Source organism: Pseudacidovorax intermedius (assembly GCF_003350475.1).
In the GTDB taxonomy this organism is placed as follows: domain Bacteria; phylum Pseudomonadota; class Gammaproteobacteria; order Burkholderiales; family Burkholderiaceae_C; genus Xenophilus; species Xenophilus intermedius.
Window position 1 is genome coordinate 42,899 of the sequence record NZ_QQAV01000015.1, and the last position, 24,287, is coordinate 67,185.

Here is a 24,287-nt window from a genome sequence, read left to right on the forward strand (position 1 = left end):
GCCCGGGGGTTTAAGTCGTGCCTAAGCGATGGCTTTCACAGTCACGCCATCGCAACTCGACACGCAGCCAGGAGGCTCACCATGAACACCCAGACGATCCTGCAATCGCCCAAGCGGCTGGTGATCGCCCTTGCTGCCGCAGGCGTGCTCGGCGCCGCGGCCGGCGGGGCCTACACCAGCGCCCATGCCCTGGGCTCCGCGCCTCAGCCCCCGGTCGTGGCCGCGGCCCCGATGGTGGCGCCCATCGCCGCGCCCGACTTCTCGGTCATCACGGCCCAGCAGGGCCCGGCGGTGGTCAACATCAGCGTCTCGGGCATGACCAAGACGGCGCTGGACACCAGCGGTGACGACGACGACAGCGGCAGCGCCGCCATGCCACCCGGCATGTCGCCCAACGATCCGTTCTATCAGTTCTTCCGCCAGTTCGGCGGCGTGCCCGGCCACCGGCAGGGCCCGCAGCGCTCGGTGCCGACGCGCGCCGAAGGCTCCGGCTTCATCCTGAGCCCAGACGGCATCATCCTGACCAACGCGCACGTGGTCGAGGGCGCCAAGGAAGTGACCGTCAAGCTCACCGACCGCCGCGAATACCGCGCCAAGGTGCTGGGCGCCGATCCCAAGACCGACGTCGCCGTCCTCAAGATCAACGCGAAGGACCTGCCCACGGTCAAGCTCGGCAGCCCCAAGGACCTCAAGGTGGGCGAATGGGTGCTGGCCATCGGCTCGCCCTTCGGCTTCGAGAACAGCGTGACGGCCGGCGTGGTCAGCGCCAAGGGCCGCTCGCTGCCCGACGACGGCTTCACGCCCTTCATCCAGACCGACGTGCCGATCAACCCCGGCAACTCGGGCGGCCCGCTGTTCAATGCGCGCGGCGAGGTGGTGGGCATCAACTCGCAGATCTACAGCCGCAGCGGCGGCTACCAGGGCGTGTCCTTCTCGATCCCGATCGACATCGCGATGCGCGTGAAGGACCAGATCGTCGCCACCGGCCATGCCGACCATGCCAAGCTGGGCGTGGCTGTTCAGGAGGTGAACCAGGCCTTTGCCGATTCCTTCAAGCTCGACAAGCCGCAGGGCGCGCTGGTGTCGAACGTGGAGAAGGGCGGGCCTGCGGACAAGGCCGGCCTGAAGTCCGGCGACGTGATCCTGAAGGTGGACGGCGAGCCCATCACCACCTCCGGCGACCTGCCGGCCATCATCGGTCAGATGGCGCCCGGCCAGAAGGCGCGCATCGAGGTCTGGCGCGACGGAGGCGCACGCGACCTGACGGCGCAGCTGGGCAACGCCAGCGACAAGGTCAAGGTCGCCAAGGCCGAGGAGGCCGTCGGCAAGGGCAAGCTGGGCCTGGCGCTGCGTCCCCTGCAGCCGCAGGAGCAGAAGGAGGCCGGCATCGCCGGTGGCCTGCTGATCGAGGACGCCCGCGGCCCGGCCGCCAATGCCGGCATCCAGCAGGGCGACGTGCTGCTCGCCATCAACGGCACGCCGGCCCGGAGCGTGGACCAGGTGCGTGAAGCCGTGGCCAAGGCCGACAAGTCGGTGGCGCTGCTGATCCAGCGTGGCGACGAGAAGATCTTCGTGCCGGTGAACATCGGCTGATGGGCGCGGGGCCCGGAGGAAGCGCCCGAGCAGCGGCGCTTCCTCCGCGGCCATGTTCCACAGGAGCCGACTGGTGCCGTGGGCGCCGGTCGGCTTTTTTTGCGTGCGGAGCGCAGCCGGTGGACGGGCCCGCGCAACCTGGCCACCTGCGCGCCCGGGGCGTCGGCGTAGGACGGCGCCGCTTTCGCGTCGCCACGCTGGCGACTTCAGCTTGCGCTAAGTCGTGCGACGCAGCATGAATGCTCACCATCCACTTTGCCCCCGTACCCCATGAAAGCCTCGGACCTGCGCGAACGCGCCTTTGCGATGCCCTTCTCCAGCCCGGCCTTCCCGCCGGGCCCTTACCGATTCGTCGACCGGGAATTCATGGTCGTCACCTATCGCACCGATCCCGACGCCCTGCGCGCCGTGGTCCCGGAACCGCTGGAAATCGCAGAGCCGGTGGTCAAGTACGAATTCATCCGCATGCCCGATTCCACCGGCTTCGGCGACTACACCGAGTCGGGCTAGGTGATCCCGGTGCAGCTGCGCACGGCCAAGGGCCTGGAGAAGGGCGCGTACGTGCATGCCATGTACCTCAACGACCATCCGCCCATCGCCGGCGGGCGGGAGCTGTGGGGCTTTCCGAAGAAACTGGCCACGCCCCGATTCGGCTACGAGACCGATGTGATCGTGGGCACGCTCGACTACGGCGCCGTGCGCGTGGCCACCGCCACGATGGGCTTCAAGCACCGCACGCTGGAACACGGGCCGATCCTCGACGCCATTGCGCAGCCCAACTTCCTGCTCAAGATCATTCCGCATGTGGATGGCACCGCCCGCATCTGCGAGCTGGTGCGCTACCACATGGTCGATGTACAGCTCAAGGGCGCCTGGACGGGCCCCGGCTCGCTGGAGCTGCATCCGCATGCGCTGGCGCCGGTCGCCCAGCTGCCCGTGCTGGAGGTGCTGTCCACCGTGCACTACATCGCCGATATGACGCTGGCGCTGGGTACCGTCGAACTCGACTATCTGAAGTAGTCGGCCACGTGCCGGGCCTCGAGCCCCTTTCCTATTTCTTCAACCTCGCATCGAAAGGAACCACCATGCAACTCAAGGACAAGGTCGCCTACATCACCGGCTCGGCCAGCGGCATCGGCAAGGAGATCGCGACGCTCTTCGCGCAGGAGGGCGCCAAGATCGTCATCGCCGACCTGAACAAGCAGGCAGCGGAGGCGACGGCCGCCGAACTGAAGGCGGCGGGCGCCCAGGCCATCGGCGTGGCGGTGGACGTCACCGACGAGCAGCAGGTCGAGGCGTCCGTGGAAGAGGCCGTCAAGGCCTTCGGCGGCATCGACATCCTGGTCAGCAATGCCGGCATCCAGATCGTTCACCCGGTCGAGGAATTCGGCTTTGCCGACTGGAAGAAGATGCTGGCGATCCACCTGGACGGCGCCTTCCTCACCACGCGCGCCTGCCTCAAGCACATGTACGCGCAGGGACGCGGCGGCAGCGTGATCTACATGGGCTCGGTGCATTCCAAGGAAGCCTCGATGCTGAAGGCGCCCTACGTCACGGCCAAGCACGGCCTGATCGGCCTGGCCAAGACGGTGGCCAAGGAAGGCGCCAAGCACGGTGTGCGCGCCAATGTGATCTGCCCCGGCTTCGTGCGCACGCCGCTGGTGGAAAAGCAGATCCCCGAGCAGGCGAAGACGCTGGGCATCTCCGAAGAGGAGGTGGTGAAGAACGTGATGCTCAAGGAAACGGTGGACGGCGAATTCACCACCACCGACGACGTGGCGCGGGTGGCGCTGTTGTTTGCCGCCTTCCCGAGCAATGCGCTGACCGGCCAGTCGCTGGTGGTCAGCCACGGCTGGTTCATGCAGTGAGCGCCATCGACCAGCGCTCGGCGACCAGCGGGCCGCTGCCGTAGCCCTCGTGCGGCTCGCTGGTGTCGAGCACGAAGCCGCGCGCGGCATACAGGGCCCGGGCGGCTTCGAGGCAGCTGTGGGTCCACAGGATCATCTGCTTGTAGCCACGGGCGCGGGCGAAGGCGATGCATCCGTCGACCAGCTTGCCGCCCAGGCCCAGGCCCCGCGCTTCGGGCTTCAGCACCAGCAGGCGCAACTGCGCCACCCCGGGGCTGTGGCGGATCACGAAGACGGCGCCGACGCGCTGGCCGTCCAGCTCGGCGATCCAGCCCTTCTCCCAGGCGGGGTCGGTGGTGCGCAGCCATTGGGCGGCGATGTCGGCCACGGCGGCCTCGAAGCGGCCGTCCCAGCCGTACTCGCGGGCGTAGACCTCGCCATGCTGCTGCACCACCCAGCCCAAGTCGCCCGGGGCAGGGTCGCGCAGCACGGCGGTGCGCAGGGGCACGGGCGTGGCGTCGAACAGCGTCTCCACCCGTGCAAGTGCTTGGACCAGTTCGTCGCGCGCGGCCGGCGCGAGCGGCGCCAGCAGGGCCGCCGCGGCATCGCGCGAACGCTGCTGCAGTGGCGCGAAGGCCGCGTGGCCTGCCTCGGTGAGCGACAGCCGCTGCTGCCGCGCATCGCGCGCATCCGTCGCGCGGGCCAGCCAGCCCAGCGATTCGAAACGCTTGAGCAGGCGGCTTAGGTAGCCCGCGTCCAGGCTCAGCGCCTGGGCCAGCTCGCGGGCGGTGAGCCCACGGTGGTGCGCCAGTTCGTAGAGCACCCGCACCTCGGTCAGCGAGAGCTCGCTGCCGAGGTAGGGCTCCAGCACGCCGATGCGCTGGGTGAAGAAGCGGTTGAAGCGGCGCAGCGCCTTGACGGCGTCCGCCGGAACGGCGGATGCGACGGGCGAGGAGGCAGAAGCAGGCGAAACGGGCATGGGCGCCATTGTCAATCAATAAAGTTGACGGAAGCAACCATATCCCGTTTCTGCTTCGCTTCGCGCGCCTTCACAGGGCTTGCGTGTCCCCGTCCGCCGCCAGCCGCTCGGCGCTTCGCCGCCCGAACAGCCAGAACAGCGCGGGCGTCAGGAAGGTGTCGAGCAGCGTGGCGCTCACCAGCCCCGAGAAGATGACCACCGCCACCGGATGCAGCACTTCGGTGCCTGGCCGCTCGGCCTCGAACAGCAGCGGCGCCAGCGCGAAGGCCGTCACCAGCGCCGTCATGAGCACCGGCGACAGCCGCTCCAGCGAGCCGCGCACGATCATCCGCGGCCCGAAGGCCTCGCCCTCGAAGCGCATCAGGTTGACGTAGTGGCTCACCTTGAGGATGCCGTTGCGCACCGAGATGCCCGCCAGCGTGATGAAGCCCACCAGCGCCGCCACCGACAGCGGTTGCCCCGACAGCCCCAGCCCCGCCACCGCACCGACGAGCGCGAGCGGGATGTTGGCCATGATGAGCACCGACAGCACCGCCGAGCGGTAGCGGCTGTAGAGCACGACGAACATCAGCGCGAGCGAGACCAGCGACAGCAGGCCGACCAGCCGCGAGGCCTCTTCCTGCGCCTGGAACTGGCCCCCCAGCGTGATGAAGTAGCCGGCCGGCAGCGGCGTCTGCGCCACCACCGCCCGCATGTCGGCCACCACGTCCGACAGCGGCCGGCCCGACGCATTGGCCGAGAGCACGATGCGCCGCCGCCCGTCGTCGCGGCTGACCTGGTTGGGGCCGTCGCCTTCCTCGATGGTGGCCAGGCGCGACAGCGGCACAGGCCCCAGCGGCGTCTCGATCAGCAGCCGGCCCAGGCCGTCGACCGAGCGCGCCGGCTCGGGCAGGCGCAGCACCAGCGCGAAGCGGCGACCGTCCTCCACGATCTGCGACAGCTTCTCGCCCTCGACCATGCGCGCCAGCGTCTGCAGCACCTGGGGCGCGGGCACGCCGTACTGCGCGGCGCGGTCGTAGTCCATGCGCACCTTGATCTGCGGCGCCAGCACCTGCTTTTCCACCTCCAGGTCGGTCACGCCGGGGATGGCGGCCAGCCGCGCACGCAGCAGCTCGGCCTGGCCGCGCAGCACGTCCAGGTCTTCGCCGAAGACTTTGATGGCGATCTGCGCCCGCACGCCCGAGAGCATGTGGTCGATGCGGTGCGAGATCGGCTGGCCGATGCCGATGGCGGCCGGCAGCGGCGCCAGGCGCTGGCGGATGTCGGCGGTGATGGCGGCCATCGGGCGCGTGAGTTCGCTGGCGGGTTTGAGGCCCACGTCCAGCTCGCTCACGTGCACGCCCTCGGCATGCTCGTCCAGCTCGGCCCGGCCGCTGCGGCGGCCGACGTGCGTCACCTCCGGCACCTGCCGCACCAGGCGTTCGGCCTGGCGGGCGAGGGCGCTGCTTTCCTCCAGCGTCACGCCGGGATTCAGCCGCAGGCCGACGAGCAGGGTGCCCTCGTTGAAGGGCGGCAGGAAGGTGGTCGGGAAGAAGGGCACGGCCACGGCCGCCGCCGTCACTGCCACGACCGCAGCGGCCACGGCGATGCGTGGCCGGCGCAGCACCGCCTCCAGCCCGCGCGCATAGCGGGCCTTGAGCCAGGTCAGCAGCCGGGTGTCGCCATGCGCCAGCCGCTTCATGCGCGGCAGCAGCCAGTAGCTCAGCACCGGCGTCACCGTCACCGACACGAGCAGCGAGGCGAGCGTGGAGACGATGAAGGCGATGCCCAGCGGCACGAAGAGCCGGCCCTCCAGCCCCGGCAGCGCGAACAGCGGTACGAAGACCAATACGATGATCACCGTGGCATAGAGGATGGCCGAGCGCACCTCCATCGAGGCGCGCGTGACCACCGTGAGCACGCCCAGCCGCTCGGCCTCGGGCCGGGCCCGGTTCTCCTTCAGGCGCCGCATGATGTTCTCGACGTCCACCACCGCGTCGTCCACCAGCCCGCCGATGGCGATGGCGAGGCCGCCCAGCGTCATGGTGTTGATCGACAGCCCGAAGACACGGAACACCAGCGCCGTCGCCAGGATGGAGACCGGAATGGCCACCAGCGCGATGAGTGTGGGTCGCAGCGTGCCCAGGAAGAAGAACAGGATCAGCGCCACGAACACCGCCGCGCCCACCAGCTTGCCCTGCAGCGTGTCGATGGAGGCCTCGATGAAGCTGGCCTGGCGGAAGGTGACGCGCGGCTTTTCCATGCCGGGCGGCAGCGCGGCGGCCAGGCCGTCGAGCGCCGACTCGATCTGCCGCGTGAGCGCGATGGTGTCGGCCGCCGGCTGCTTCTGCACGCCCAGGATGACGGCCGGCCGGCCTTCGAAGCCGGCGTCGCCGCGGCGGATGGCGGGCGCGAAGTCCACCTGCGCCACCTGCTGCAGCAGGATCGGCTGGCCGTTGCGCGCGCCCAGCGCCAGGCGGCGCAGGTCGTCCAGCCGCGCGGTGCGGCCCAGGTGGCGGATCAGGTACTCGCGGCCGTTGAGCGACAGGAAGCCGCCCGAGGTGTTGGCCGCAAAGCCGCGCAGCGCGGTGGCCAGCGCCTCGGTCGAGATGCCCAGCTGTGCCATGCGCGTAGCGTCGGGCTGCACCTGGAACTGCCGCACCTCGCCGCCGATGGGAATGACCTGCGCCACGCCCGGCACCGACATCAGCCGCGGGCGCAGCACCCAGTCGGCGTACTCGCGCACCAGCATCGGCGAGATCTTCTGCGGATCGACCGGAATGGCGATCTGCATGATCTCGCCCATCACCGAGCTGACCGGGCCCATGCGCGGCACGGTGCCGGCGGGCAGGCCTTCCTCCATGGCCGACAGGCGTTCGGACACCAGCTGCCGGGCGCGGAAGATCTCGGTGCGCCAGTCGAAGGTCACGTACAGAAAGGACAGGCCGGCCGAGGACACCGAGCGCACCGTCTCCACGCCGGGCAGGCCGCTCATGGCGGTTTCCAGCGGGAAGGTGATGAGCTGCTCCACCTCTTCGGGCGCCATGCCGCCGGCTTCGGTCATCACCGTCACCGTGGGCTTGTTGAGGTCGGGGAACACGTCCACCGGCGTGCGCGTCAGCATGTACGCGCCATAGGCCATCGCCGCGAGGGCGAGCACGATCACCAGCAGCCGGTTGCCCAGGCTGCGTTCGAGGAGCCACTTGAACATGGGGGGTGCGGCCTCAGCGGATCTGGTTGATGAGCGTGGCGCCGTCGATGACGACGCGCTCGCCGGGCGCGACGCCCGAAGTCAGGGCCACGCGCAGGCCGTCCAGCGGTGCGGTGGTGACGGTGCGCGGCGCGAAGCGCTCCGGCGCCGTCTTGACCCAGACGATGGTTTCGTTGGCCGCATTGCGCATCAGCGCGGCGCGCGGCACGGCAATCGTTTCGTGCGTGCTGCGGCTGTGCACCTGCAGCCGCACGGGCTGCCCCACGGCCAGCGTCGACAGCGCGGCGCCCTGGGCGCGGAAGGCCAGCGGCAGGGCCTGGTCGCGCAGCGCGCGGGCGGCGCCCACGAACTGCAGCGGCACTTGCGTGCCGCCGACGGCCAGCGAGGCGCCGCCGATGTCGCTGATGAGCGCCGGGTCGTAGGCCAGGGCCTCGATGCGCAGGCGCGCCGGGTCGACGATCTCGAACACCAGCTCGCGCGCGTCGACGACCTGACCGGCGACGACGGACGAGGAGGCGATGACGCCCGAGGCCGGCGCGACCAGCGCATCGCGACCCGAGAGTCCGGTGCCGATGGCCCCGGCCCGCTCGCGGGCAGCGGCCACTTCGCTTTCGAGCGCCTCGATCTCCTTGCGGGGCACGGTGTCGGCCAATTCGCGCAGGCGCGCCAGGCGCTTTTCGGCCAGCGTGCCGGCGGCCCGCAGCTCGGCCAGCTGGGCTGCCTGTGCGGCCCGCTCCAGCGGCGCGGCGGCCGGTTGCACCCAGGCCAGCACCTCGCCCTTGCGCACGGCCTGGCCGGGCTCGGGCAGGCCGCGCGGGCCGGACTCGATGCGGCCGGCGACCAGGGCCTGTACCTTGCCGCCGCTCTGTGGATCGCTGACCACGCGGCCGTCAAGCTCGATGCTGCGCGGCAGGGCGGCGAGGGTGGTGACGACGGTGCGCACCGCGAGCTGCCGCTGGCTGGGCTTGGGCAGGAAGACGCTGCCGTCTGCCAGGCGCTGCGGGCCGTTGGCCGCCGCGGCCGGCGGTGCGCCGCCGTGGTCGTGGCCAGCGTCGGCCAGGGCGCCCGTGGGCGGGGCCAGGGAAAAAAGGAGGGCGAGCGTGGCGGTGAGCTGCCGCGGCGTAGAAGAAGGAAGGCGGTTCATGCGGCGGCTCCGTGGGCGGGACGGCGGCGCAGCAGCCAGGCGGCTGCGGCGAGGAGGACGACGAGGGCCGTGGCGCCCCAGGGCAGCAGGTGGCGCCAGGCGGGGGTGGCGTCGGCGTCGTGGCCATGGCCATCGGCGGCCTCGATGTGCCACTCGCCATGCAGCTCGTCGCGCGTGTCGCCCACGCTCAGGCGGGCGAGCAGCGGCAGTTCGCCGGTGGCCTCGGCCGTGGCCTCGTCCAGTTCGGCTTCGTACGTGCCTTCGCCGTGCGGCTCGGCGACGAAGTCCTTCTCGCCGATGCGCAGCGCGATGCGGGCGTCGTTGACAGGCTGGTTGTCGGCATGGCGGTCCAGGTAGAGCGTGAGTTCATGGCCCTGGCGCACGCCGACCAGCTCGAAGGCCCCGGATTCGAGGGCGAAGCGGGGCAGGGCGGCCGCGGCCGGTGCGGCGGGTGCCGCGTCATGGCTGTGGCCTTCGTCGGCCAGGGCGGTGGGCAAGAAGGCGGCGGCGGCCAGGGCCAGCGCGGTGCCTGCAAGGAATCGGAAGTTCATGGGAGGGTTGGGTGTCGGGTTGTCATTCGGGCAGCAGGCCCAGGGCCTGGCGCCATTGCGAGACGGCTGCCGCCAGCTCGATGCGGCTGGCGGCCAGCTGGCGGGCGGCGTCGCTGGCTTCCTGCGTGGTGCGCAGGCGGGTGGGCAGGTCGGATTCGCCGAGGCGGAAGGACTTCTCGATCAGGCCCAGGGTCTGGCTGGCGAGGGCATCGCGTTCCTCGGCGGCGGCCAGGCGGATGCGGGCCGCGTCCACGCGGGCCCGGGCGGCCTGCTGTTCGGCGGCGAGGCGGCTTTCCTCCAGCCGCCACTGCGCTTCCAGCGCGATGGCCTCGGCCAGCGCCGCGGCCTGGCGGGCCTCCTGCCGCGCGCTCGCGCCGAAGGGGATGCGCAGGCCTACGTTGAGCGTGCTGCGCGCCGGCTCGTCGTTGCTGCCGCGCTCGCGGGTGGTGCCCAGCGTCAGCTCCGGGTTGCCGGCGCCCTGGCGGGCCGCCAGCTCGGCCTGGGCACGGCCGATGGCGAGGCGCTGGGCGAGTTCGGCCAGGGCGGGGTGGGTGGCGGTGGACGCCCCGGGCTCTGCGCGCGGCTCGGGTTCTGCCTCGGCACCGACGCCGTCGACCAGGCGCTCGGACCCCGCCTCGGACCCGGCGGTGCCGCCGGCCGGCGTGGGCCTGGAGGCCACCTCAGCCTGCCGGTTGGCCGGCGCAGATTCGGCGGGGATGGCCGCCCCTCCGATGCCGGCCTGCGGCAACGCCGCGCCGGAAGCGCCTGTGGCTGCGCCCGTCAGCGCCTGCCAGCGAAGCGCGGCTTCGACCGCCGCGCGCGCGGCCTCGGCCTGCACCGCACGGGCGGCAGCCACTGCGCCCTGCGCCTGCAGCAGGTCGCTGCGGGCCAGGTCGCCGGCGCGCCAGCGGCGCTCCACGTCGGCGGCCAGGGTGCGGGCATGGGCCAGTTGGGCATCCGCCACCTGCTGCTCGATGCGGGCGCGGGCCCAGGGCCACCAGGCATCGCGCAGCGCGCCGGCCAGCCGCAGCCGTGCAGCCTGCTCGCGCAGGGACACGGCGACCGCCTCGGCCTGCGCCACGGCCTGGCCACGGCTGCGCTCGCCCGGCCGCCAGAGCGGGATCGCCAGACCTGCCTCCCATTCGCGCTGGCCGTCGTTGGCATTGGCGCGGTCGGTGCGGTGGGTGAGTTCGAGCGCCATCGGCTCGGGCGTCCAGGCCGACGCGGCGCGCTGGCCTGCCTCGGCCGCCTGCTGGCGCGCCACCAGCGCCCGGGCTTCGGGCTGGCGCGCCCAGGCCTGGTCGAAGGCCTGCCGCAGCGGACCGGGTGCCGCGGGGGCGACGGGGGCCGGCAGCGCCGGCGGTTGGGCCAGCGCCCAGGGCGCCAGCAGAAGCCCAAGCGTCAGCGCAAGCCGCTGCCGCCAGGCAGGATGGGGCCGGGGCGACACGCGCCACGGCCGATGGGGTGTGAAAGGCATTCCAGTTCTCCAAGGCAAATCGATGTGCGAGGGAGACCGGCAAGCCGCACGCACCCCGGAGGGGGCGCGCGCATGCAGCGCGTCACTGGCGCGCCGGGCGCGTCAGGCGGAAGGGAAGGGGGTGAAGCTGCAGGCCTTGCCGGTCAGGCAAGGCCGGGCCACTGGGGCCGTTCGGGTGGGGCCAGCGCGCGCACCGCCAGCGGAGCAGCGGCGCCTTCGCGCAGTTCGGCCTTGGGAATGGCCGGGGCCTCGGGCGCGACCGCGGTGGCCAGCGCGACGCAGTGCGCGTGGCAGTGGCCGCAGTCCAGGTGGCCCAGCGCCGGTGGCGTGCCCGGCTCGTCGTCGTTGTCGGCGACGTCGAAATGCTGGTGCTCGTGGTGGCCCAGGTGCGTCATGCCGCCGGCCTCGTGCTGGCAGTAGGCCTTCAGCGCAGCAACGCTGAACTGAAGCGGCATCAAGACCAGCAGGAGGATGAAGAAAAGGCGGCGCACGACGGGCGCGGATTCTAGGGGTGGCCCGTGTCCCGCTCGCGCGGCTTCCCTTCGGGATGAGGGGAGAAGGCCCCGGCCCTTAAAATCGCCGCCTTCTTTCCGCCCGGGCGCCAGCGCGGTTCCCGAACGCAGCATCGCAGCGCAGCGCCGCCCTCCCGCGCCGCCGGATCCACCCCACGCATGAACGCACCCGTCGACGTCTCCTTCTTTGCGCGCGCCGCCAAGCCGATCACCAGCTACCGCAAGTACTGGGCGCAGCGCTTCGGCACGGCGAAGTTCCTGCCGACCTCGCGCGAGGAGATGGCCGCCCTGGGCTGGGACAGCTGCGACATCATCGTGGTGACCGGCGACGCCTATGTGGACCATCCGAGCTTCGGCATGTCCGTCATCGGCCGGGTGCTGGAGGCGCAGGGCTTTCGCGTGGGCATCATCGCCCAGCCCGACTGGCAGAGCGCCGAGCCCTTCCGCGCGCTGGGCAAGCCCAACCTGTTCTGGGGCGTCACCAGCGGCAACATGGATTCGATGATCAACCGGTACACCGCCGACCGGAAGATCCGCAGCGACGATGCCTACACCCCCGGCGACGTGGGCGGCAAGCGCCCCGACCGCGCCGCCATCGTCTACAGCCAGCGCTGCCGCGAGGCCTTTCCGGAGGTGCCGATCGTGCTCGGCGGCATCGAAGGCAGCCTGCGCCGCATCGCCCATTACGACTACTGGAGCGACAAGGTCCGCCGCTCGATCTTGGTGGACAGCAAGTGCGACCTGCTGCTGTACGGCAACGCCGAGCGCGCCATCGTCGAGGTGGCCCACCGCCTGGCCGCGCGCGAGCCGGTGCAGCAGATCACCGACGTGCGCGGCACCGCCTTCGTGCGCCGCGAGACGCCCGAGGGCTGGTTCGAGCTCGACTCCACCGAGGTCGACCAGCCGGGGCGCGTGGACGCGCACCTGAATCCCTACCTGATGGTGTCGGAGCAGGCCAAGGCCCAGGGCCAGACCTGCGCGCGCGAGGATGAGGCGAATGCGGTGGCCGATGAGGCCAATGGTCAGACCGGTGCCGCAACCATCGCCCAGGCTGCTGCCGTCAAACCCATCACCTTCATCGCCAACCCGGCCGTCCGCCTCAAGGCCCCGGCCCGCGAAAAGACCGTGATTCGCCTGCCCAGCTACGAGCAGGTCAAGGCCGACCCGATCCTCTACGCCCACGCCAACCGCGTGCTGCATCTGGAGACCAACCCCGGCAACGCCCGTGCCCTGGTCCAGGCCCACGGGGAAGGCATCACCGCCCGCGACGTGTGGATCAACCCGCCGCCCATCCCGCTGACCACGGCCGAGATGGACTACGTGTTCGACCTCCCCTACGCCCGCAGCCCGCATCCGCGCTACGCCGACGAGCAGGGCCGCCACGACGGCGCGACCAAGATCCCGGCCTGGGAGATGATCCGCTTCAGCGTGAATATCATGCGCGGCTGCTTCGGCGGCTGCACCTTCTGCTCCATCACCGAGCACGAGGGCCGCATCATCCAGAGCCGCAGCGAGGACTCGATCATTCGCGAGGTGGAGGACATCCGCGACAAGGTCGAAGGCTTCACCGGCGTCATCTCCGACCTGGGCGGCCCGACCGCCAACATGTACCGCCTGGGCTGCCGCAGCCCCGAGATTGAGGCCGCCTGCCGCAAGCCCAGCTGCGTGTACCCGGGCATCTGCCCGAACCTCACCACCGATCACGGCCCGCTGATCCAGATCTACCGCCGGGCGCGTGCGCTGCGCGGCATCAAGAAGATCCTGATCGGCTCCGGCCTGCGTTACGACCTGGCCGTGAAGTCGCCCGAGTACGTCAAGGATCTGGTGCAGCACCACGTCGGCGGCTACCTCAAGATCGCGCCCGAGCACACCGAGGAGGGCCCGCTCTCCAAGATGATGAAGCCGGGCATCGGCAGCTACGACCGCTTCAAGAGCATGTTCGAGAAGTACAGCGCCGAGGCGGGCAAGAAGCAGTACCTCATCCCGTACTTCATCGCCGCGCACCCGGGCACGCGCGACGAGGACATGATGAACCTGGCGCTGTGGCTGAAGAAGAACGGCTTTCGCGCCGACCAGGTGCAGACCTTCTACCCCAGCCCCATGGCCACCGCCACGGCCATGTACCACTCGGGCCGCAACACGCTCACCAAGGTGCGCCGCACCATGCGCGACGAGGCCGAGGAGTCGGTGGACATCGTGCGCGGCGAGAAGCGCCGCCGCCTGCACAAGGCCTTCCTGCGCTACCACGACCCGAACAACTGGCCGCTGCTGCGCGAGGCCCTCAAGGCCATGGGCCGCGCCGACCTGATCGGCAACGGCAAGCACCACCTGATCCCGACCTTCCAGCCGGCGACCGATGGCGGCTACCAGAGCGCGCGGCGCAAGAACTCCACGCCGGCACCGTCGTCGGCAGCGACGCCATCCAGCGCCCGCCGTGTCGGTGCCGCGCCACGGCCGGGCACCGTGCTGACGCAGCACACGGGCCTGCCGCCGCGGGAGACGGGCACATCGGCACAGTCGAGAAAGCGAAGAAGTACTTAGAACCCCTAATTGTCAACTTCGTTGAAATTTAAATACTCGAAACGCTTTCGAGGAGAATTTCGATGGGGCGTTATCAGGAGATATTTCATAGTCATTCTGCGTTGCAGCAGAGAATCAAGAGTAGTAGAGAGCTTCTCGAAAAGGTTAGAAAAAACGTATCGGAGAAGAGTGCGTGTAAGGCTCCTGGAGTTTGTATTTACGCTGCTGGAAGTCTTGCACGATACGAAACGGGAAAGGTTTCGGACTTAGATTTGTTTTTCGTCGCTGATCGAAGAAAAAGGAAGAAAGGTGAAAGAAGCCTTTCCAAGCTCAGTGAGGTGAAGATATTCTCTGACTTGATTCGATTGACAGATGAATTGCAGATTCAGCCTTTTTCTGGCGACGGAAAATTCCTCAAAATTCACGAACTTCAAGATATCATTGAAGGGACGGGGAGCTCAGATGATGATAGCGAAAACTTATTCACGACACGGCTTTTGCTGTTATTAGAAAGCAAATGCATAGTTGGGCAAAAAGTTTACGATAATTCAATTCGTAAAGTCTTGGATATGTATTTTAGAGATGGGCGGGGTCGGAAGGAATTTCGGCCCCTTTTTTTATTGAACGATATTCTCCGATATTGGCGAACGTTATGCCTAAACTACGAGCGCACTCGGTCAGAGCAGGGTAAGCCGTGGTGGAAGAAAAATTTGAATCTTAAATTTCCAAGAAAGCTTACGGTCTTTTCTACTGTGCTCTGCATTGTTGCGTTGGATATGCATACGTTAGAAGATTTTTTAAAAATTTCGTCCATGACCCCTCTTGAGCGCCTTATTTTTGCGCTAGATCATATGGCGGATAGCGAGCTGGAAGGGAGTTTTCTGGAAGTTCTAAATTATTACGAGGATTTCCTGGCGGCCAAATCATATGAGCAGTTGAACCAACCCGATCAGGTGCAGCTAGGTGAATTTAGCGCCAAGGCCCAAAAGTTGGACGACTTTTTCCACTCTGCTTTAGCAAGTACCAAGCTGAATCAAGAGCTGGTGCGCTATGTGCTGATCTAAATTGATAAAATATTTTGTTTTTGCGGAATTTGGGAGCGCTCGGGTAGTCGAGTTTTTAGAAGGCTTGCGATATGCCTTCTTCCAAAAAAAGAAAAATTCTCCTATACATGTAACTCTGCGGGGACCGCATGCTCGAGCGATAAGCCAGAACCGCCTGCAAGAGCTCGCCGAATTAGTACGTGGATATGGTGTAAAAATCCACAGTCCTGGATTTTTTTCCACAAGTACTGGATATGTGGTATTTCTTCGTGCCGAATGTTCTGTCTTTCGGGATATATGGAATAAGCCGGACTTTGATGTCAGTAAATTTGGAATTCAGCCACACATCACATTGTTCGAGACAAAAAATAAGAGTGATGCGGAGCGGGTGCTCAGATTTATAAAGAAAGAAAAAATTCATATTCATACATATGATTTATATTTGAGCTTGTATAGATCTGGGAACCAGCAGAGCGATCTATTTGATTTTCTTATTGCGAGACCTCAGGGGGAGCGTCCTCGCCCAGACATATTTCGCATCAATGACGGTGTTGTAGAACGTGCGCACGTTTTAGGAAAAGAAATTCTGGAAAAGCAGGGCCATGATATTGACTGAGCCTGTGCACTAAGACTTGAACCGGTCGATCACGTCCAGCACCGTCGTCACCGCCGGGTCGGACATGCCCGCCTGCCGGCTGGCCACCGCCATCGGCCGCATCAGCGACGGCGCCATCGGGCGGATGCACACCTCGGGCGCGTCCGCCAGGTCGGCCACTTCCTCGAAAGGGAGGATGGCCGCAGCCTGCGCGGCGGCGGCCAGGCTCTTGAGCGCGCCGGGATAGCTCAGCGCCAAGTAGGGCCGGGGGCTCAAGCCTGCCTGCCCGAACCAGCCGGCGATCAGCCCGTGCATCTGCGTGGCCGGCGTGAAGCTGGCCCAGCGCCGGCCGGCCAGCCAGTCGGGCGTGATGGCCTCCGGCGGCGCCCAGGCAGCGGGCAACAGCACCACCATCGCATCCTGCCGCCAGGGCTGCAGCCGCACCTCGGGTGCGGCCGGCTGGGGGCTGGCGACGATGGCGATGTCCAGCGTGCCAGCCTTCAGGCGTCGCATGGCTTCGGCGGAGCCGACGGCTTCCAGCCGCAGTTCGATATCGGGGCTCTGGGCATTGAGCTGCTGCAGCATCAGTGGCAGCAGCTGGGTGCTTACGCCGGCCGAGACGGCCACCCGCACCATGCCCGCGCGGCCGGCTGCGCGACGGCGCACCCGGTCGACCAGATCGTCGCCCGCGGCCAGCAGCTTGCGGCCCTCCTGCACCAACACGGCGCCGGCCGGCGTCAGCTCCGCCTGACGGCGGCCACGGATGACGAGCGCCGTGTCGAGCCAGCTTTCCAGCTCCTTCACATGCAGGCTGACCGTGGGCGGCGCCAGGTGCAGCGCCTGCGCGGCGGCCGCAAAGGTGCCCAGGTCGGCAATGACGATCAGCGTCTGTAGCTGGTCGAGGTTGAGTTGACGCATCAGAAATGATGAAGTGAATGCTAAGTAAATTCAACTTTACGAAAGTGTAGGCGAGCGTGAGCATTCGGGCATGTCGATTTCTGATACTGCCAATCCCGCCCGACACCGCCCCGCTGGGGAGCCCGGTTCGCCGACGATGGCCATGGTGGGTTCAAGCGGCGTGCATGAGCAGGGCGTCAAGGAGGGCGTGGGAGATGAGCGCGGCGAGCAGATCGTTGGCGCGGGAGGACTGGGGCGCCGCTGGCGTGACGCGATGGTTGATCTGCTTGAGCGCGCTGAGGCTCGAATCGCCGCCAACTTCCGTGTACCGCCGGGAGGCGGCTGATCATTCCATCGGCGCCGGGCCCGGCCAGATGGCCTGTCGCGCCCAAGCGCACACCCGGGGCGGTGTGCTGGAATCTGTCGGATGCCCGCCGCTCTGAGTCTCGACCATCTTCGCCGCTATGCCGTCGCACGCTCACTGTTCACGCCGACCACGCTGCCGGCGGCCATCCGCCGGCTCGGCTTCGTGCAGGCCGACCCGATCCGCGCGCCCGCCCGCGCGCAGGACCTGATCCTGCGCCACCGCGTCACCGACTACCGCGCCGGCGACCTGGAGGCCCGCTACCCGCGGCTGCAGATCGACGAGGACTGCCTCGTCAACTACGGCTTCCTGCCACGCGAGCACCTCGCGCTGATGCACCCGCGCGAGCCCAGGCGCCCCTGGGATGCCCAGACCCAGCGCAAGGCCGACGATGTGCTGGCCTTCGTTCGTGAGCGCCGCATCGTGCATCCGCGGGAGGTCGAACTGCACTTCGCGCATGGCCGGAGGCAGAACCCCTGGGGCGGCGCCGGCAACCTGGCCACTCACCTGCTCGACGGCCTGCACTACCGGGGCCTGCTGCGCGTCAAACGCCGCGACAGCGGCACGCGCGTGTACGAAGTCGCTGCGCACCCGCCGGCCGACGAAAGCCCGGCCGGCCGTGCCCGCCGCGCCGCAGCGCTGATCGATCTGGTGGTGCGGACCTATGCCCCCTTGCCGGCGGCCAGCCTGACCTACCTCGTGCGCCTGCTCGGCTACGGCGCGCCGCACCTGAGCGCCCAGACCCAGGCTGCCCTGCGCCTGGCCCGCGAGCAACTCGCCAGCGCCACCCTCGACGGCACCACGTGGTACTGGCCGGCCGACGAGAACCCGCGCTCGCGCCGCTGGGCCGTCGATGACCAACTGCGCCTGCTCGCCCCCTTCGACCCCATCGTCTGGGACCGCCGCCGCTTCACGCTGTTCTGGGGCTGGACGTACAAGTTCGAGGCGTACGTGCCACCGGCGCAGCGGCAGTTTGGGTATTACGCGTTGCCGATGCTGTGGGGGGATCGGGTGATTGGGTGGGCGAATGTGGCGGGGGAATCGGCGGGTAGGGCGCCAGCAGTGGGCTATGCCGACGCGGCAGCAGCCCAGGATCGGACTGCGTCGACGTTGCTGGATGAGGACCTGGCGCGGCTCAGCCAGTTCCTCCTGCCGCGTTGAACGGACCGGTCGGCGAGTCCTTTGGCCGCTCCGTCGGTCAGGAACGAGTCTCCTGGAAGTTCCGGTCCGTCGGCTTCTCGCGCAAATACCTCGTCGCCCCCGCCGTCCTCACCACCGCCGACAACAACGACCGAAACCACACATGCCCCGGCGCCAATTGCGTGCGCCCATGCCACAACTGATAGAAGCGCATCGGCGGAAAGTCCACCGGCGCGGGCACGATGGCGAGGGGCAGCAGGCCGGCGTAGTACTGCGCAAAGTGCCGGCTGGTGGTGAAGATCAGGTCGGTGCCGGGCAGCAGGTGCGGCGCCAGGCCGAAGTAGGGCACGGTGACCGTGCCGGTGCGGCTCATGCGCTGGGAGGCGAGGGCGGTCTCGACCACGCCGCGCTGGGTCACGCTGTACAGCAGCGGCACCACGTGCGAGCCCTGCAGGTAGTCGGCCAGCGTCATGCGGGCGGCGCAGGGGTGGCGCTCGTCGACCAGGCAGACGATCTCGTCCTCCAGCAGCAGCGTGGTGCGCAGGTGTTCCGGCGGCTGGGGCCAGTTGCCGATGACCACGTCCAGCTCGCCTTCGGCCAGGGCGGCTTCGAAGTCGTAGTCGGGGCCCAGCGGCTGCAGCACCAGCCGGGCGGCGGGCGCGGTCTCGCGCATGTACTGCGCCACGGCGGCCATGAGCGGCGGCGCCAGGTAGTCGGGCGTGCCGATGCGAAAGACCTGCCGCGTTGTGGCGGGGTCGAAATTGGATTCGGGGGCGAGCAAGGCGTCCAGCTCGCCCAGCACCAGCCGCACCGACGCATGCAGTTGCATCGCCCGCTCGGTGGGCACCATGCGCTGCTTGTCCTTGATGAGCAGCGGGTCGCCAAAGATCTCGCGCAGGCGCTTGAGGGCACTGCTGATGGCGGGCTGCGACTGGTTCATGCGCGCGGCGGTGCGCGACACGCTGCATTCCGCCATCAAGGTGTGAAAGACGCGCAGCAGGTAGGTGTCGAAAGGATCGTCGGGTCGGGACATGCGGTGGTTGCCTGCACCGCCTTGGTGCCTCGCCGTCGGAATGGCGGGCCGCCAGCGCCTTGCGGCTGATACGGTGCATTCGGTCTTGGCAATTGGCGTGCCGGAGCACGGCTCGAACAATGCGGGCATTCCCATTGCTTGCGGCGCCCACCATGTCCGAATCCTTTCTGCCTACCTCTTCCCCGTCCCTGCCGCGCCTTCACCGCCGAGGCGTCCTGCGCCTGATGGCGGCCGGGGCGGCGGCGGGCGCTCTGCCGACCTTCGCCCAGTGGCCCGAGCGGCCGATCAAGATCGTCGTCACCTTCGCGCCCGGCGGCGCCAGCGACATCCTGGCGCGCGTGGTGGCCGAGCAGCTGGGGCGCAAACTGGGCCAGCCGGTGGTGGTGGACAACCGCCCCGGTGCGGGCGGCACCATCGGTGGCCAGGTGGTGGCGACGGCTGCGCCGGACGGCTACACGCTGATGCTCTCCAACACGACGCCCATCGCGCTGGGGCCCTTCACGCTCGACAAGCAGCCCTACGACCCGGTGGCCGCTTTCAGCCATGTGGCCTATCTGGGCTCGGCGCCGCTGGTGGTCATGGCGAGCAAGGAGTCGGGCATCAAGAGCTGGGCCGACCTGGAGGCCCGTGCCAAGAAGGAAGGCCGGCTGGACTTCGGCTCCGGCGGTCCGGGCTCGGTCGGGCACATCCACGGCGAGCTGATCAAGCGGGTAACGGGCGCCAACATGGTGCATGTGCCCTACCGCGGCGGCGCGCCGATGACCACCGACCTGCTGGCCAACATCGTGCCGGTGGGCATCGACGTGATCACCGCCTATGTGCAGTACTTCAAGACCGGCCAGCTGGTGCCGCTGGCCGTGACCGGCACCACCCGCTCGCCGCTGATGCCCGAGGTGCCGACCATGGTCGAGCTGGGCCAGCCCAAGCTGGTGCTGGAGAACTTCTTCGGCATCTCGGGCCCGGCGAAGCTGCCGGCCGAGACGGTCGCGCGTCTGCACGACGCCGCCAATGCGGTGCTGGCGATGCCCGAGGTGCAGAAGAAGATGGTCGACCTGGGGATCGTGGCCCAGCCCGAGAGCACGGCGCGCTTCGAGGGCTTCGTGCGCGAGCAGGTGGCGGTGCTGGGGCCGACGGTGAAGGGCGCGGGCATCAAGCTCTGAGCCTGTAGCGCGGCGGCGCACAGGCACCGCTGGCACCGCGGGTGCCCGGCGGGTTGGCGCCGGCCGCCAGCCACCTGGACGACAGCGGCCCGGCGCAGCGGCGCCCACAATGCGCAGCTTTGCCCCAGGAGCTGCGATGACCGATTCCGCCACGCCCGTGCTCGGGCTGATCGTGCCGCCCGCCGCCGGCGAGGTGCCGCCGGAAGGGCCGGCGCTGTACGCGGGCCGGGTGCGCTTCATGGCGCGCGGCCTGGCGCTCGCCGGCATCCATCCCGAAGGCTTCGACGAGGTGGAAGGGCGCATCGTCGACCTGTCCCGCGAACTGAAGGCAGCCGGGGCGCAGGCCGTCTCACTCATGGGCACCTCGCTCAGCTTCTACCGCGGCGCCGCCTTCACCGAGGATCTCCGTGCGCGGATGGTGGCCGCGACCGGCTTGCCGTGCACGACCATGAGCCATGCCATCGTGCGCAGCCTGCGCCAGCTGGGCGTGCGGCGGGTGGCGGTGGCCACCGCCTACATCGACACGCTCAACGACCGGCTCGCCGCCTACCTGGAAGGCGAGGGCTTCGAGGTCACGGCCATCCGCGGCCTGTCGATGACGGGCGTCGAGGCGGTCGGTCAGGTCGATGCCGAGACGCTCGCCCAACTGGCCCGCAGCGTCAGCGTTGAAGGGCAGCCGGACGGCCTGCTCATCTCCTGCGGCGGCCTGCGCACGCTGGACCTGCATCCGCGCCTGAAGCGCGAACTGGGCCTGCCCGTCACGTCCAGCTCGCCGGCCGGCTTCTGGGACCTGATGCGCACCGCCGGCCTGGATGCTGCCTCGCCCGGCCACGGCCGCCTCTTCGATGCCTGAGGGCCTGCAACTGGACCTGGCGACGCTGCGCGTCGTGGTCACGGCAGCCGAACTGGGCTCGATCAGCGCCGCGAGCGACCGGCTGAACCTGGCCATCGCCGCCGCCAGCGCCCGCATCAGCGCGCTGGAGGAATCGCTGGGCCTGCGCATCTTCGAGCGCTCATCGCGGGGCGTGCGGCTCACGCCGGCGGGTCAGATGCTGGTGCGCCGCGGACGCGAGCTGCTGGCCGACGCCGACCGCCTGTCGCTCGACCTGCACGACCATGCCCGCGGCCTGCAGGGCCATGTGCGCCTGGCGGCCAACACCTCGGCGCTGGTGGAGGTGATGCCCGCCCACCTGCAGCACATGGCCCGCGCCCATCCGCTGATCCGCATCGATGTGGAGGAGCACGGCAGCCTCGACATTCCGCTGCTGCTGCTCGAAGGCCGGGCCGACCTGGGCATCGTGCACATGGCGCATGCGCCGCACGGCATCGCGCTGACCGACTGCTTCGTCGACACGCTGGTGCTGGTGGTGCCGCAGGGACACGCACTGGCCAAGCGCGAGGCCGCGGCGCTGGCGGATGCGCTGGATGAGGACTTCATCTCCCTGGGCGACGGCACCGCGCTCTCCAGCCGGCTGGCCGCCGCCGCGTCGGTGGCGGGCCGCCTGCTCAAGATCCGCATGCAGATGCGCAGCTTCGACGTGGTCTGCCGCATGGTGGCCGGCGGCCTGGGCGTGGCGGTGCTGCCGCGCGAGGCCGTGGCACCACAGCTGGCCAGCCTGCCGATCCGCGCCGTGCCGCTGACGGATGCCTGGGCCGTGCGCACGCACAGAATCGCCGTGCGCGAGGGCGTGGAGCTGGCGCCGCCCGCGCGCACGCTGTTCGACGTGCTGGCCGGCCACGCGCCGCGCCCCGCGTAAACCCTCGTCTTCGCGGATCGCGAAAGCGGCCTTCGCGCCGCCGCGTTGTGGCGCCTGGAGACGCTTCCTAGACTGGGCCAAAACCCCCGAGCCCCGAAGCAGGAGACACCGCCCCATGAAGATCGCCCGCGTCCACGCCACGCCGCTGAACCTGCCGGTCAGCGTCGGCCATGGCGGCCGCACCAAAACCACCTCGCTGTCGCTGTGCCTGGTCGACATCGAGACCGACGATGGCCGTATCGGCACCGGCATGACCGCCATCACCGAGGAAGAGGCCGTCGCCGCCATCGTCAACGAGGTGGCCGCCCATCACCTGGAGGGGCTGGACCCGCTCAACCACGAGCAGGTGTGGGAGCGGCTCTACTGGCTGCTCACGCCGCGTGGCCAGTCGGGCTACGCCAGCCATGCCATCGCCGCCATCGACCTCGCGCTGTGGGACCTCAAGGGCCAGGCCCTGGGCCAGCCCTGCTGGAAGCTGCTGGGCGGCGCCCGCGCCCAGGTGCCGGTGTATGCGACCTTCGGCTTCGCCTTCTACGACCGCGACGAGCTGGCCCAGGCCGCCCGCGCCTGGGTGGGCCGCGGCTTCACCCGCCTGAAGATGACCGTGGGCCACCACGGCCTGGCGCGCCGCGACGAGCCCCGGCCGCTCGACACGCTGATCGCCGAGGACGTGCAGCGCATCCGTGCCGTTCGCGAGGCGGTGGGCCCCGACGTCCAGATCTACATCGACGCCAACTGCAGCCTGGACTACTTCCATGCACTGTCGCTGGCCCGGCGGGTGGAGGCCTACGACATCGCCTTCTTCGAGGAGCCGGTGACGCAGAACGACATTCCCAACCTGGCCAAGCTGCGCGCCAAGACCGCCATTCCGCTGGCGGCCGGCCAGAACGAAGGCCATGCCAGCCGCTTCCGCGACATGCTGGTGGCACAGGCGGTGGACGTGGTGCAGCCCAATGCCTGCATCACCGGCGGCTTCACCCAGTGCGCGCGCATCGCCGGCATGGCCGCGGCCTTCAACACGCGCTTTGCCAACGGTGGCGCCTGGCCGCACCACAACATGCACCTGCATGCGGGCCTGGCCAATGGCTCGCTGGTCGAGTACCACTCGGTGGCGGTCGAATGCTGCAAGCAGGTGTTCGACGGCCTGCCCGAGCCGCAGGCCGGCGTGCTCGACCTGCCGCAGGCGCCGGGCCTGGGCTTCGCGCCCAACCGCGAGCGGCTGCGCGAGCTGGCCAAGCGCCCGGGCTCGCGCGGTGCCGGAAAAGCGTGACATGAAGCGCCCTCGAATAGCCCGTTCCCCGAACGTTCGTTCCCCGTCCCCACACCGGTTCCAGACATTCGGGTGAACCGCGGCGCCTCAACCCGTTCGCCCTGAAACCGCGGCGCCCCAACCCGTTCGCCCTGAGCTTGTCGAAGGGCAGAACGGCGCGCAGCCCAAGTCCGCGCCCGAACAAGAAAAGGAGACAACCATGACGACCCATCCATTGACTCGCCGCCACGCCTTCGCCCTGGCCGCCGCGATGCTGGCCGCCGCGCCGGCCGTGCAGGCGCAGTCCGGCACCTATCCCGAGCGCCCGATCCGCCTGCTGGTCGGCTATTCGGCCGGCGGCGGCGTGGACGCCATGGCCCGGCTGCTCACGCCGCGCCTGTCCACGTTGCTGGGCCAGCAGGTCGTGGTCGAGAACCGCGCGGGCGCGGCCGGCCTGATCGCCGGCGACCTGGCGGCCAAGGCGCCCGCCGACGGCTACACGCTGCTACTGGGCGACAGCTCCACGCTGATCGCGCAATACATGCAGCCGAAGATGTCCTTCGACCCGATCAAGAGCTTCGTGCCGGTCGCCGGTCTGTTCACGCTGCCGCTGATCGTCGTGGCGGGCAACGACTTCCCGGCGAAGACGCCGCAGGAGCTGGTGGCCGCCCTCAAGGCCCGGCCCGGGCACTATTCCTTCGCCACCTCGGGCGTGGGCACGGTGCAGCACCTGGGCTTCGAACTGTTCAAGGGCAAGACGGGCACCTTCGTCACGCACATCCCCTACCGCGGCGCGGCGCAGATCGTGCCGGACGTGATCAGCGGGCAGGTGCCGCTGGGCGTCGTCAGCGCCACCTCGGCCCTGGCGCAGGCCAAGGGCGGACGGCTCAAGGCGCTGGCGGTGATGAGCCCGGTCAAGCTGGCCGGTGCGGAGGACGTGGCGCCGCTGGCAGCCGCCGTGCCGGGCTTCGATGCCGCGCCGCGCGTGTTCCTGCTGGCACCGGCGGGTACGCCCGATGCGGTGGTCGAGCGGCTGGGCAGCGCCGTGCGCACGGTGATGGCTGCGCCCGACCTGGCCCAGGTCGCCGCGCAGCAGGGCGCCGTGCCGGCCTTCGAGCCGCCGGCCGAACTGGGCCGCAGCCTCGTGCAGGAGTCGCAGCGCTGGGGCCAGCTGATCCGCGAGCAGAACATCGTCGCCCAATGAGCCCCCTTGCACCGTCGCCGAGCGGGTGGGCG

20 protein-coding genes and 1 pseudogene are annotated in these 24,287 nt (G+C 69.1%); 13 read left to right on the plus strand and 8 right to left on the minus strand.

The genetic code is table 11. The features are described from left to right. Nucleotides 1-81: 81 nt before the first annotated feature. The 3 genes and pseudogenes from DFR41_RS24860 (at nucleotide 82) to DFR41_RS24870 (ending at nucleotide 3,461) form a co-directional block, all read left to right on the plus strand. On the plus strand, nucleotides 82-1,593 hold the full coding sequence (locus DFR41_RS24860; protein ID WP_114804708.1) for a DegQ family serine endoprotease: 1,512 nt from the start codon (nucleotides 82-84) through the stop codon (nucleotides 1,591-1,593). A 270-nt stretch (nucleotides 1,594-1,863) separates the two neighbouring features. Then, a pseudogene (locus DFR41_RS24865) lies at nucleotides 1,864-2,613 on the plus strand (acetoacetate decarboxylase). A gap of 65 nt (nucleotides 2,614-2,678) precedes the next feature. After that, nucleotides 2,679-3,461: a 3-hydroxybutyrate dehydrogenase gene (locus DFR41_RS24870; RefSeq protein WP_114804709.1), complete on the plus strand. Its 783-nt coding sequence runs from the start codon at nucleotides 2,679-2,681 to the stop codon at nucleotides 3,459-3,461. On the opposite strand, the gene DFR41_RS24875 is transcribed toward DFR41_RS24870, so the two are convergent. From DFR41_RS24875 to DFR41_RS24900, 6 genes are all read right to left on the minus strand, one after another. Continuing rightward, nucleotides 3,451-4,419: a bifunctional helix-turn-helix transcriptional regulator/GNAT family N-acetyltransferase gene (locus DFR41_RS24875; protein WP_244917870.1), complete on the minus strand. Its 969-nt coding sequence runs from the start codon at nucleotides 4,417-4,419 to the stop codon at nucleotides 3,451-3,453. The two genes, DFR41_RS24870 and DFR41_RS24875, sit on opposite strands and share 11 nt — an antisense overlap. Nucleotides 4,420-4,489: 70 nt before the next feature. Continuing rightward, complete coding sequence (locus tag DFR41_RS24880) at nucleotides 4,490-7,609, minus strand: efflux RND transporter permease subunit (protein ID WP_114804711.1); 3,120 nt, start codon at nucleotides 7,607-7,609, stop codon at nucleotides 4,490-4,492. Nucleotides 7,610-7,622: 13 nt separating this feature from the next. Next, a complete protein-coding gene (locus DFR41_RS24885; protein WP_114804712.1) occupies nucleotides 7,623-8,753 on the minus strand; it encodes an efflux RND transporter periplasmic adaptor subunit in 1,131 nt (376 codons plus the stop codon). Further along, nucleotides 8,750-9,304: a hypothetical protein gene (locus DFR41_RS24890; RefSeq protein WP_114804713.1), complete on the minus strand. Its 555-nt coding sequence runs from the start codon at nucleotides 9,302-9,304 to the stop codon at nucleotides 8,750-8,752. The genes DFR41_RS24885 and DFR41_RS24890 overlap by 4 nt, the downstream gene beginning before the upstream one ends. A 22-nt stretch (nucleotides 9,305-9,326) precedes the next feature. After that, the gene (locus tag DFR41_RS24895) at nucleotides 9,327-10,781 is read right to left on the minus strand and encodes a TolC family protein (RefSeq protein WP_114804714.1); all 1,455 of its coding nucleotides are present in this window, start codon (nucleotides 10,779-10,781) and stop codon (nucleotides 9,327-9,329) included. Between the two features lie 143 nt (nucleotides 10,782-10,924). Then, nucleotides 10,925-11,272, minus strand: a complete 348-nt coding sequence (locus DFR41_RS24900; protein ID WP_114804715.1) for a hypothetical protein — start codon at nucleotides 11,270-11,272, stop codon at nucleotides 10,925-10,927. 180 nt (nucleotides 11,273-11,452) lie between these two features. Between DFR41_RS24900 and DFR41_RS24905 the strand changes: the two genes are divergently transcribed. The 3 genes from DFR41_RS24905 (at nucleotide 11,453) to DFR41_RS27545 (ending at nucleotide 15,472) form a co-directional block, all read left to right on the plus strand. Next, entirely contained in the window at nucleotides 11,453-13,834 is a 2,382-nt protein-coding gene (locus DFR41_RS24905; RefSeq protein WP_114804716.1) for a YgiQ family radical SAM protein, read from the plus strand. A 62-nt stretch (nucleotides 13,835-13,896) separates the two neighbouring features. Beyond that, on the plus strand, nucleotides 13,897-14,877 hold the full coding sequence (locus DFR41_RS27540; RefSeq protein WP_147284427.1) for a hypothetical protein: 981 nt from the start codon (nucleotides 13,897-13,899) through the stop codon (nucleotides 14,875-14,877). A gap of 1 nt (nucleotide 14,878) precedes the next feature. Beyond that, nucleotides 14,879-15,472, plus strand: coding sequence for a hypothetical protein (locus DFR41_RS27545; protein ID WP_147284428.1), 594 nt, complete (start codon nucleotides 14,879-14,881; stop codon nucleotides 15,470-15,472). A 9-nt stretch (nucleotides 15,473-15,481) separates the two neighbouring features. Here DFR41_RS27545 and DFR41_RS24915 read toward each other — a convergent pair whose 3' ends face one another. Next, on the minus strand, nucleotides 15,482-16,369 hold the full coding sequence (locus tag DFR41_RS24915; RefSeq protein ID WP_114804718.1) for a LysR family transcriptional regulator: 888 nt from the start codon (nucleotides 16,367-16,369) through the stop codon (nucleotides 15,482-15,484). Nucleotides 16,370-16,439: 70 nt separating this feature from the next. On the opposite strand from DFR41_RS24915, the gene DFR41_RS27550 reads away from it, so the two are divergent. Both DFR41_RS27550 and DFR41_RS24925 read left to right on the plus strand, forming a co-directional pair. Further along, nucleotides 16,440-16,694, plus strand: a complete 255-nt coding sequence (locus tag DFR41_RS27550) for a hypothetical protein (protein WP_147284429.1) — start codon at nucleotides 16,440-16,442, stop codon at nucleotides 16,692-16,694. Between the two features lie 81 nt (nucleotides 16,695-16,775). After that, on the plus strand, nucleotides 16,776-17,873 hold the full coding sequence (locus DFR41_RS24925) for a DNA glycosylase AlkZ-like family protein (RefSeq protein WP_114804720.1): 1,098 nt from the start codon (nucleotides 16,776-16,778) through the stop codon (nucleotides 17,871-17,873). A 37-nt stretch (nucleotides 17,874-17,910) separates the two neighbouring features. Here the strand turns inward: DFR41_RS24925 and DFR41_RS24930 are convergent, their stop codons facing one another. After that, nucleotides 17,911-18,885, minus strand: coding sequence for a LysR family transcriptional regulator (locus tag DFR41_RS24930; protein WP_114804721.1), 975 nt, complete (start codon nucleotides 18,883-18,885; stop codon nucleotides 17,911-17,913). Between the two features lie 152 nt (nucleotides 18,886-19,037). Between DFR41_RS24930 and DFR41_RS24935 the strand changes: the two genes are divergently transcribed. From DFR41_RS24935 to DFR41_RS24955, 5 genes are all read left to right on the plus strand, one after another. Then, entirely contained in the window at nucleotides 19,038-20,045 is a 1,008-nt protein-coding gene (locus tag DFR41_RS24935; protein ID WP_114804770.1) for a Bug family tripartite tricarboxylate transporter substrate binding protein, read from the plus strand. Between the two features lie 136 nt (nucleotides 20,046-20,181). Next, nucleotides 20,182-20,898, plus strand: coding sequence for an arylmalonate decarboxylase (locus DFR41_RS24940; RefSeq protein WP_114804722.1), 717 nt, complete (start codon nucleotides 20,182-20,184; stop codon nucleotides 20,896-20,898). After that, entirely contained in the window at nucleotides 20,891-21,802 is a 912-nt protein-coding gene (locus tag DFR41_RS24945; protein ID WP_170159467.1) for a LysR substrate-binding domain-containing protein, read from the plus strand. The genes DFR41_RS24940 and DFR41_RS24945 overlap by 8 nt, the downstream gene beginning before the upstream one ends. Before the next feature lie 115 nt (nucleotides 21,803-21,917). Beyond that, a complete protein-coding gene (locus tag DFR41_RS24950; protein WP_114804724.1) occupies nucleotides 21,918-23,072 on the plus strand; it encodes a mandelate racemase/muconate lactonizing enzyme family protein in 1,155 nt (384 codons plus the stop codon). Nucleotides 23,073-23,271: 199 nt separating this feature from the next. After that, on the plus strand, nucleotides 23,272-24,255 hold the full coding sequence (locus tag DFR41_RS24955) for a Bug family tripartite tricarboxylate transporter substrate binding protein (RefSeq protein WP_114804725.1): 984 nt from the start codon (nucleotides 23,272-23,274) through the stop codon (nucleotides 24,253-24,255). Nucleotides 24,256-24,287 lie beyond the last annotated feature (32 nt).

Bases quoted from the DNA above. Each gene is read 5' to 3' on its own strand.
- DFR41_RS24915 (WP_114804718.1), bottom strand. From the start codon at position 16,369: ATGCGTCAACTCAACCTCGACCAGCTACAGACGCTGATCGTCATTGCC.
- DFR41_RS27540 (WP_147284427.1), top strand. From the start codon at position 13,897: ATGGGGCGTTATCAGGAGATATTTCATAGTCATTCTGCGTTGCAGCAG.
- DFR41_RS24955 (WP_114804725.1), top strand. From the start codon at position 23,272: ATGACGACCCATCCATTGACTCGCCGCCACGCCTTCGCCCTGGCCGCC.
- DFR41_RS24870 (WP_114804709.1), top strand. From the start codon at position 2,679: ATGCAACTCAAGGACAAGGTCGCCTACATCACCGGCTCGGCCAGCGGC.
- DFR41_RS27550 (WP_147284429.1), top strand. From the start codon at position 16,440: ATGTCGATTTCTGATACTGCCAATCCCGCCCGACACCGCCCCGCTGGG.
- DFR41_RS24880 (WP_114804711.1), bottom strand. From the start codon at position 7,609: ATGTTCAAGTGGCTCCTCGAACGCAGCCTGGGCAACCGGCTGCTGGTG.
- DFR41_RS24930 (WP_114804721.1), bottom strand. From the start codon at position 18,885: ATGTCCCGACCCGACGATCCTTTCGACACCTACCTGCTGCGCGTCTTT.
- DFR41_RS24940 (WP_114804722.1), top strand. From the start codon at position 20,182: ATGACCGATTCCGCCACGCCCGTGCTCGGGCTGATCGTGCCGCCCGCC.
- DFR41_RS24895 (WP_114804714.1), bottom strand. From the start codon at position 10,781: ATGCCTTTCACACCCCATCGGCCGTGGCGCGTGTCGCCCCGGCCCCAT.
- DFR41_RS24935 (WP_114804770.1), top strand. From the start codon at position 19,038: ATGTCCGAATCCTTTCTGCCTACCTCTTCCCCGTCCCTGCCGCGCCTT.
- DFR41_RS24885 (WP_114804712.1), bottom strand. From the start codon at position 8,753: ATGAACCGCCTTCCTTCTTCTACGCCGCGGCAGCTCACCGCCACGCTC.
- DFR41_RS24860 (WP_114804708.1), top strand. From the start codon at position 82: ATGAACACCCAGACGATCCTGCAATCGCCCAAGCGGCTGGTGATCGCC.
- DFR41_RS24945 (WP_170159467.1), top strand. From the start codon at position 20,891: ATGCCTGAGGGCCTGCAACTGGACCTGGCGACGCTGCGCGTCGTGGTC.
- DFR41_RS24875 (WP_244917870.1), bottom strand. From the start codon at position 4,419: ATGCCCGTTTCGCCTGCTTCTGCCTCCTCGCCCGTCGCATCCGCCGTT.
- DFR41_RS24905 (WP_114804716.1), top strand. From the start codon at position 11,453: ATGAACGCACCCGTCGACGTCTCCTTCTTTGCGCGCGCCGCCAAGCCG.
- DFR41_RS24925 (WP_114804720.1), top strand. From the start codon at position 16,776: ATGCCCGCCGCTCTGAGTCTCGACCATCTTCGCCGCTATGCCGTCGCA.
- DFR41_RS24890 (WP_114804713.1), bottom strand. From the start codon at position 9,304: ATGAACTTCCGATTCCTTGCAGGCACCGCGCTGGCCCTGGCCGCCGCC.
- DFR41_RS24950 (WP_114804724.1), top strand. From the start codon at position 21,918: ATGAAGATCGCCCGCGTCCACGCCACGCCGCTGAACCTGCCGGTCAGC.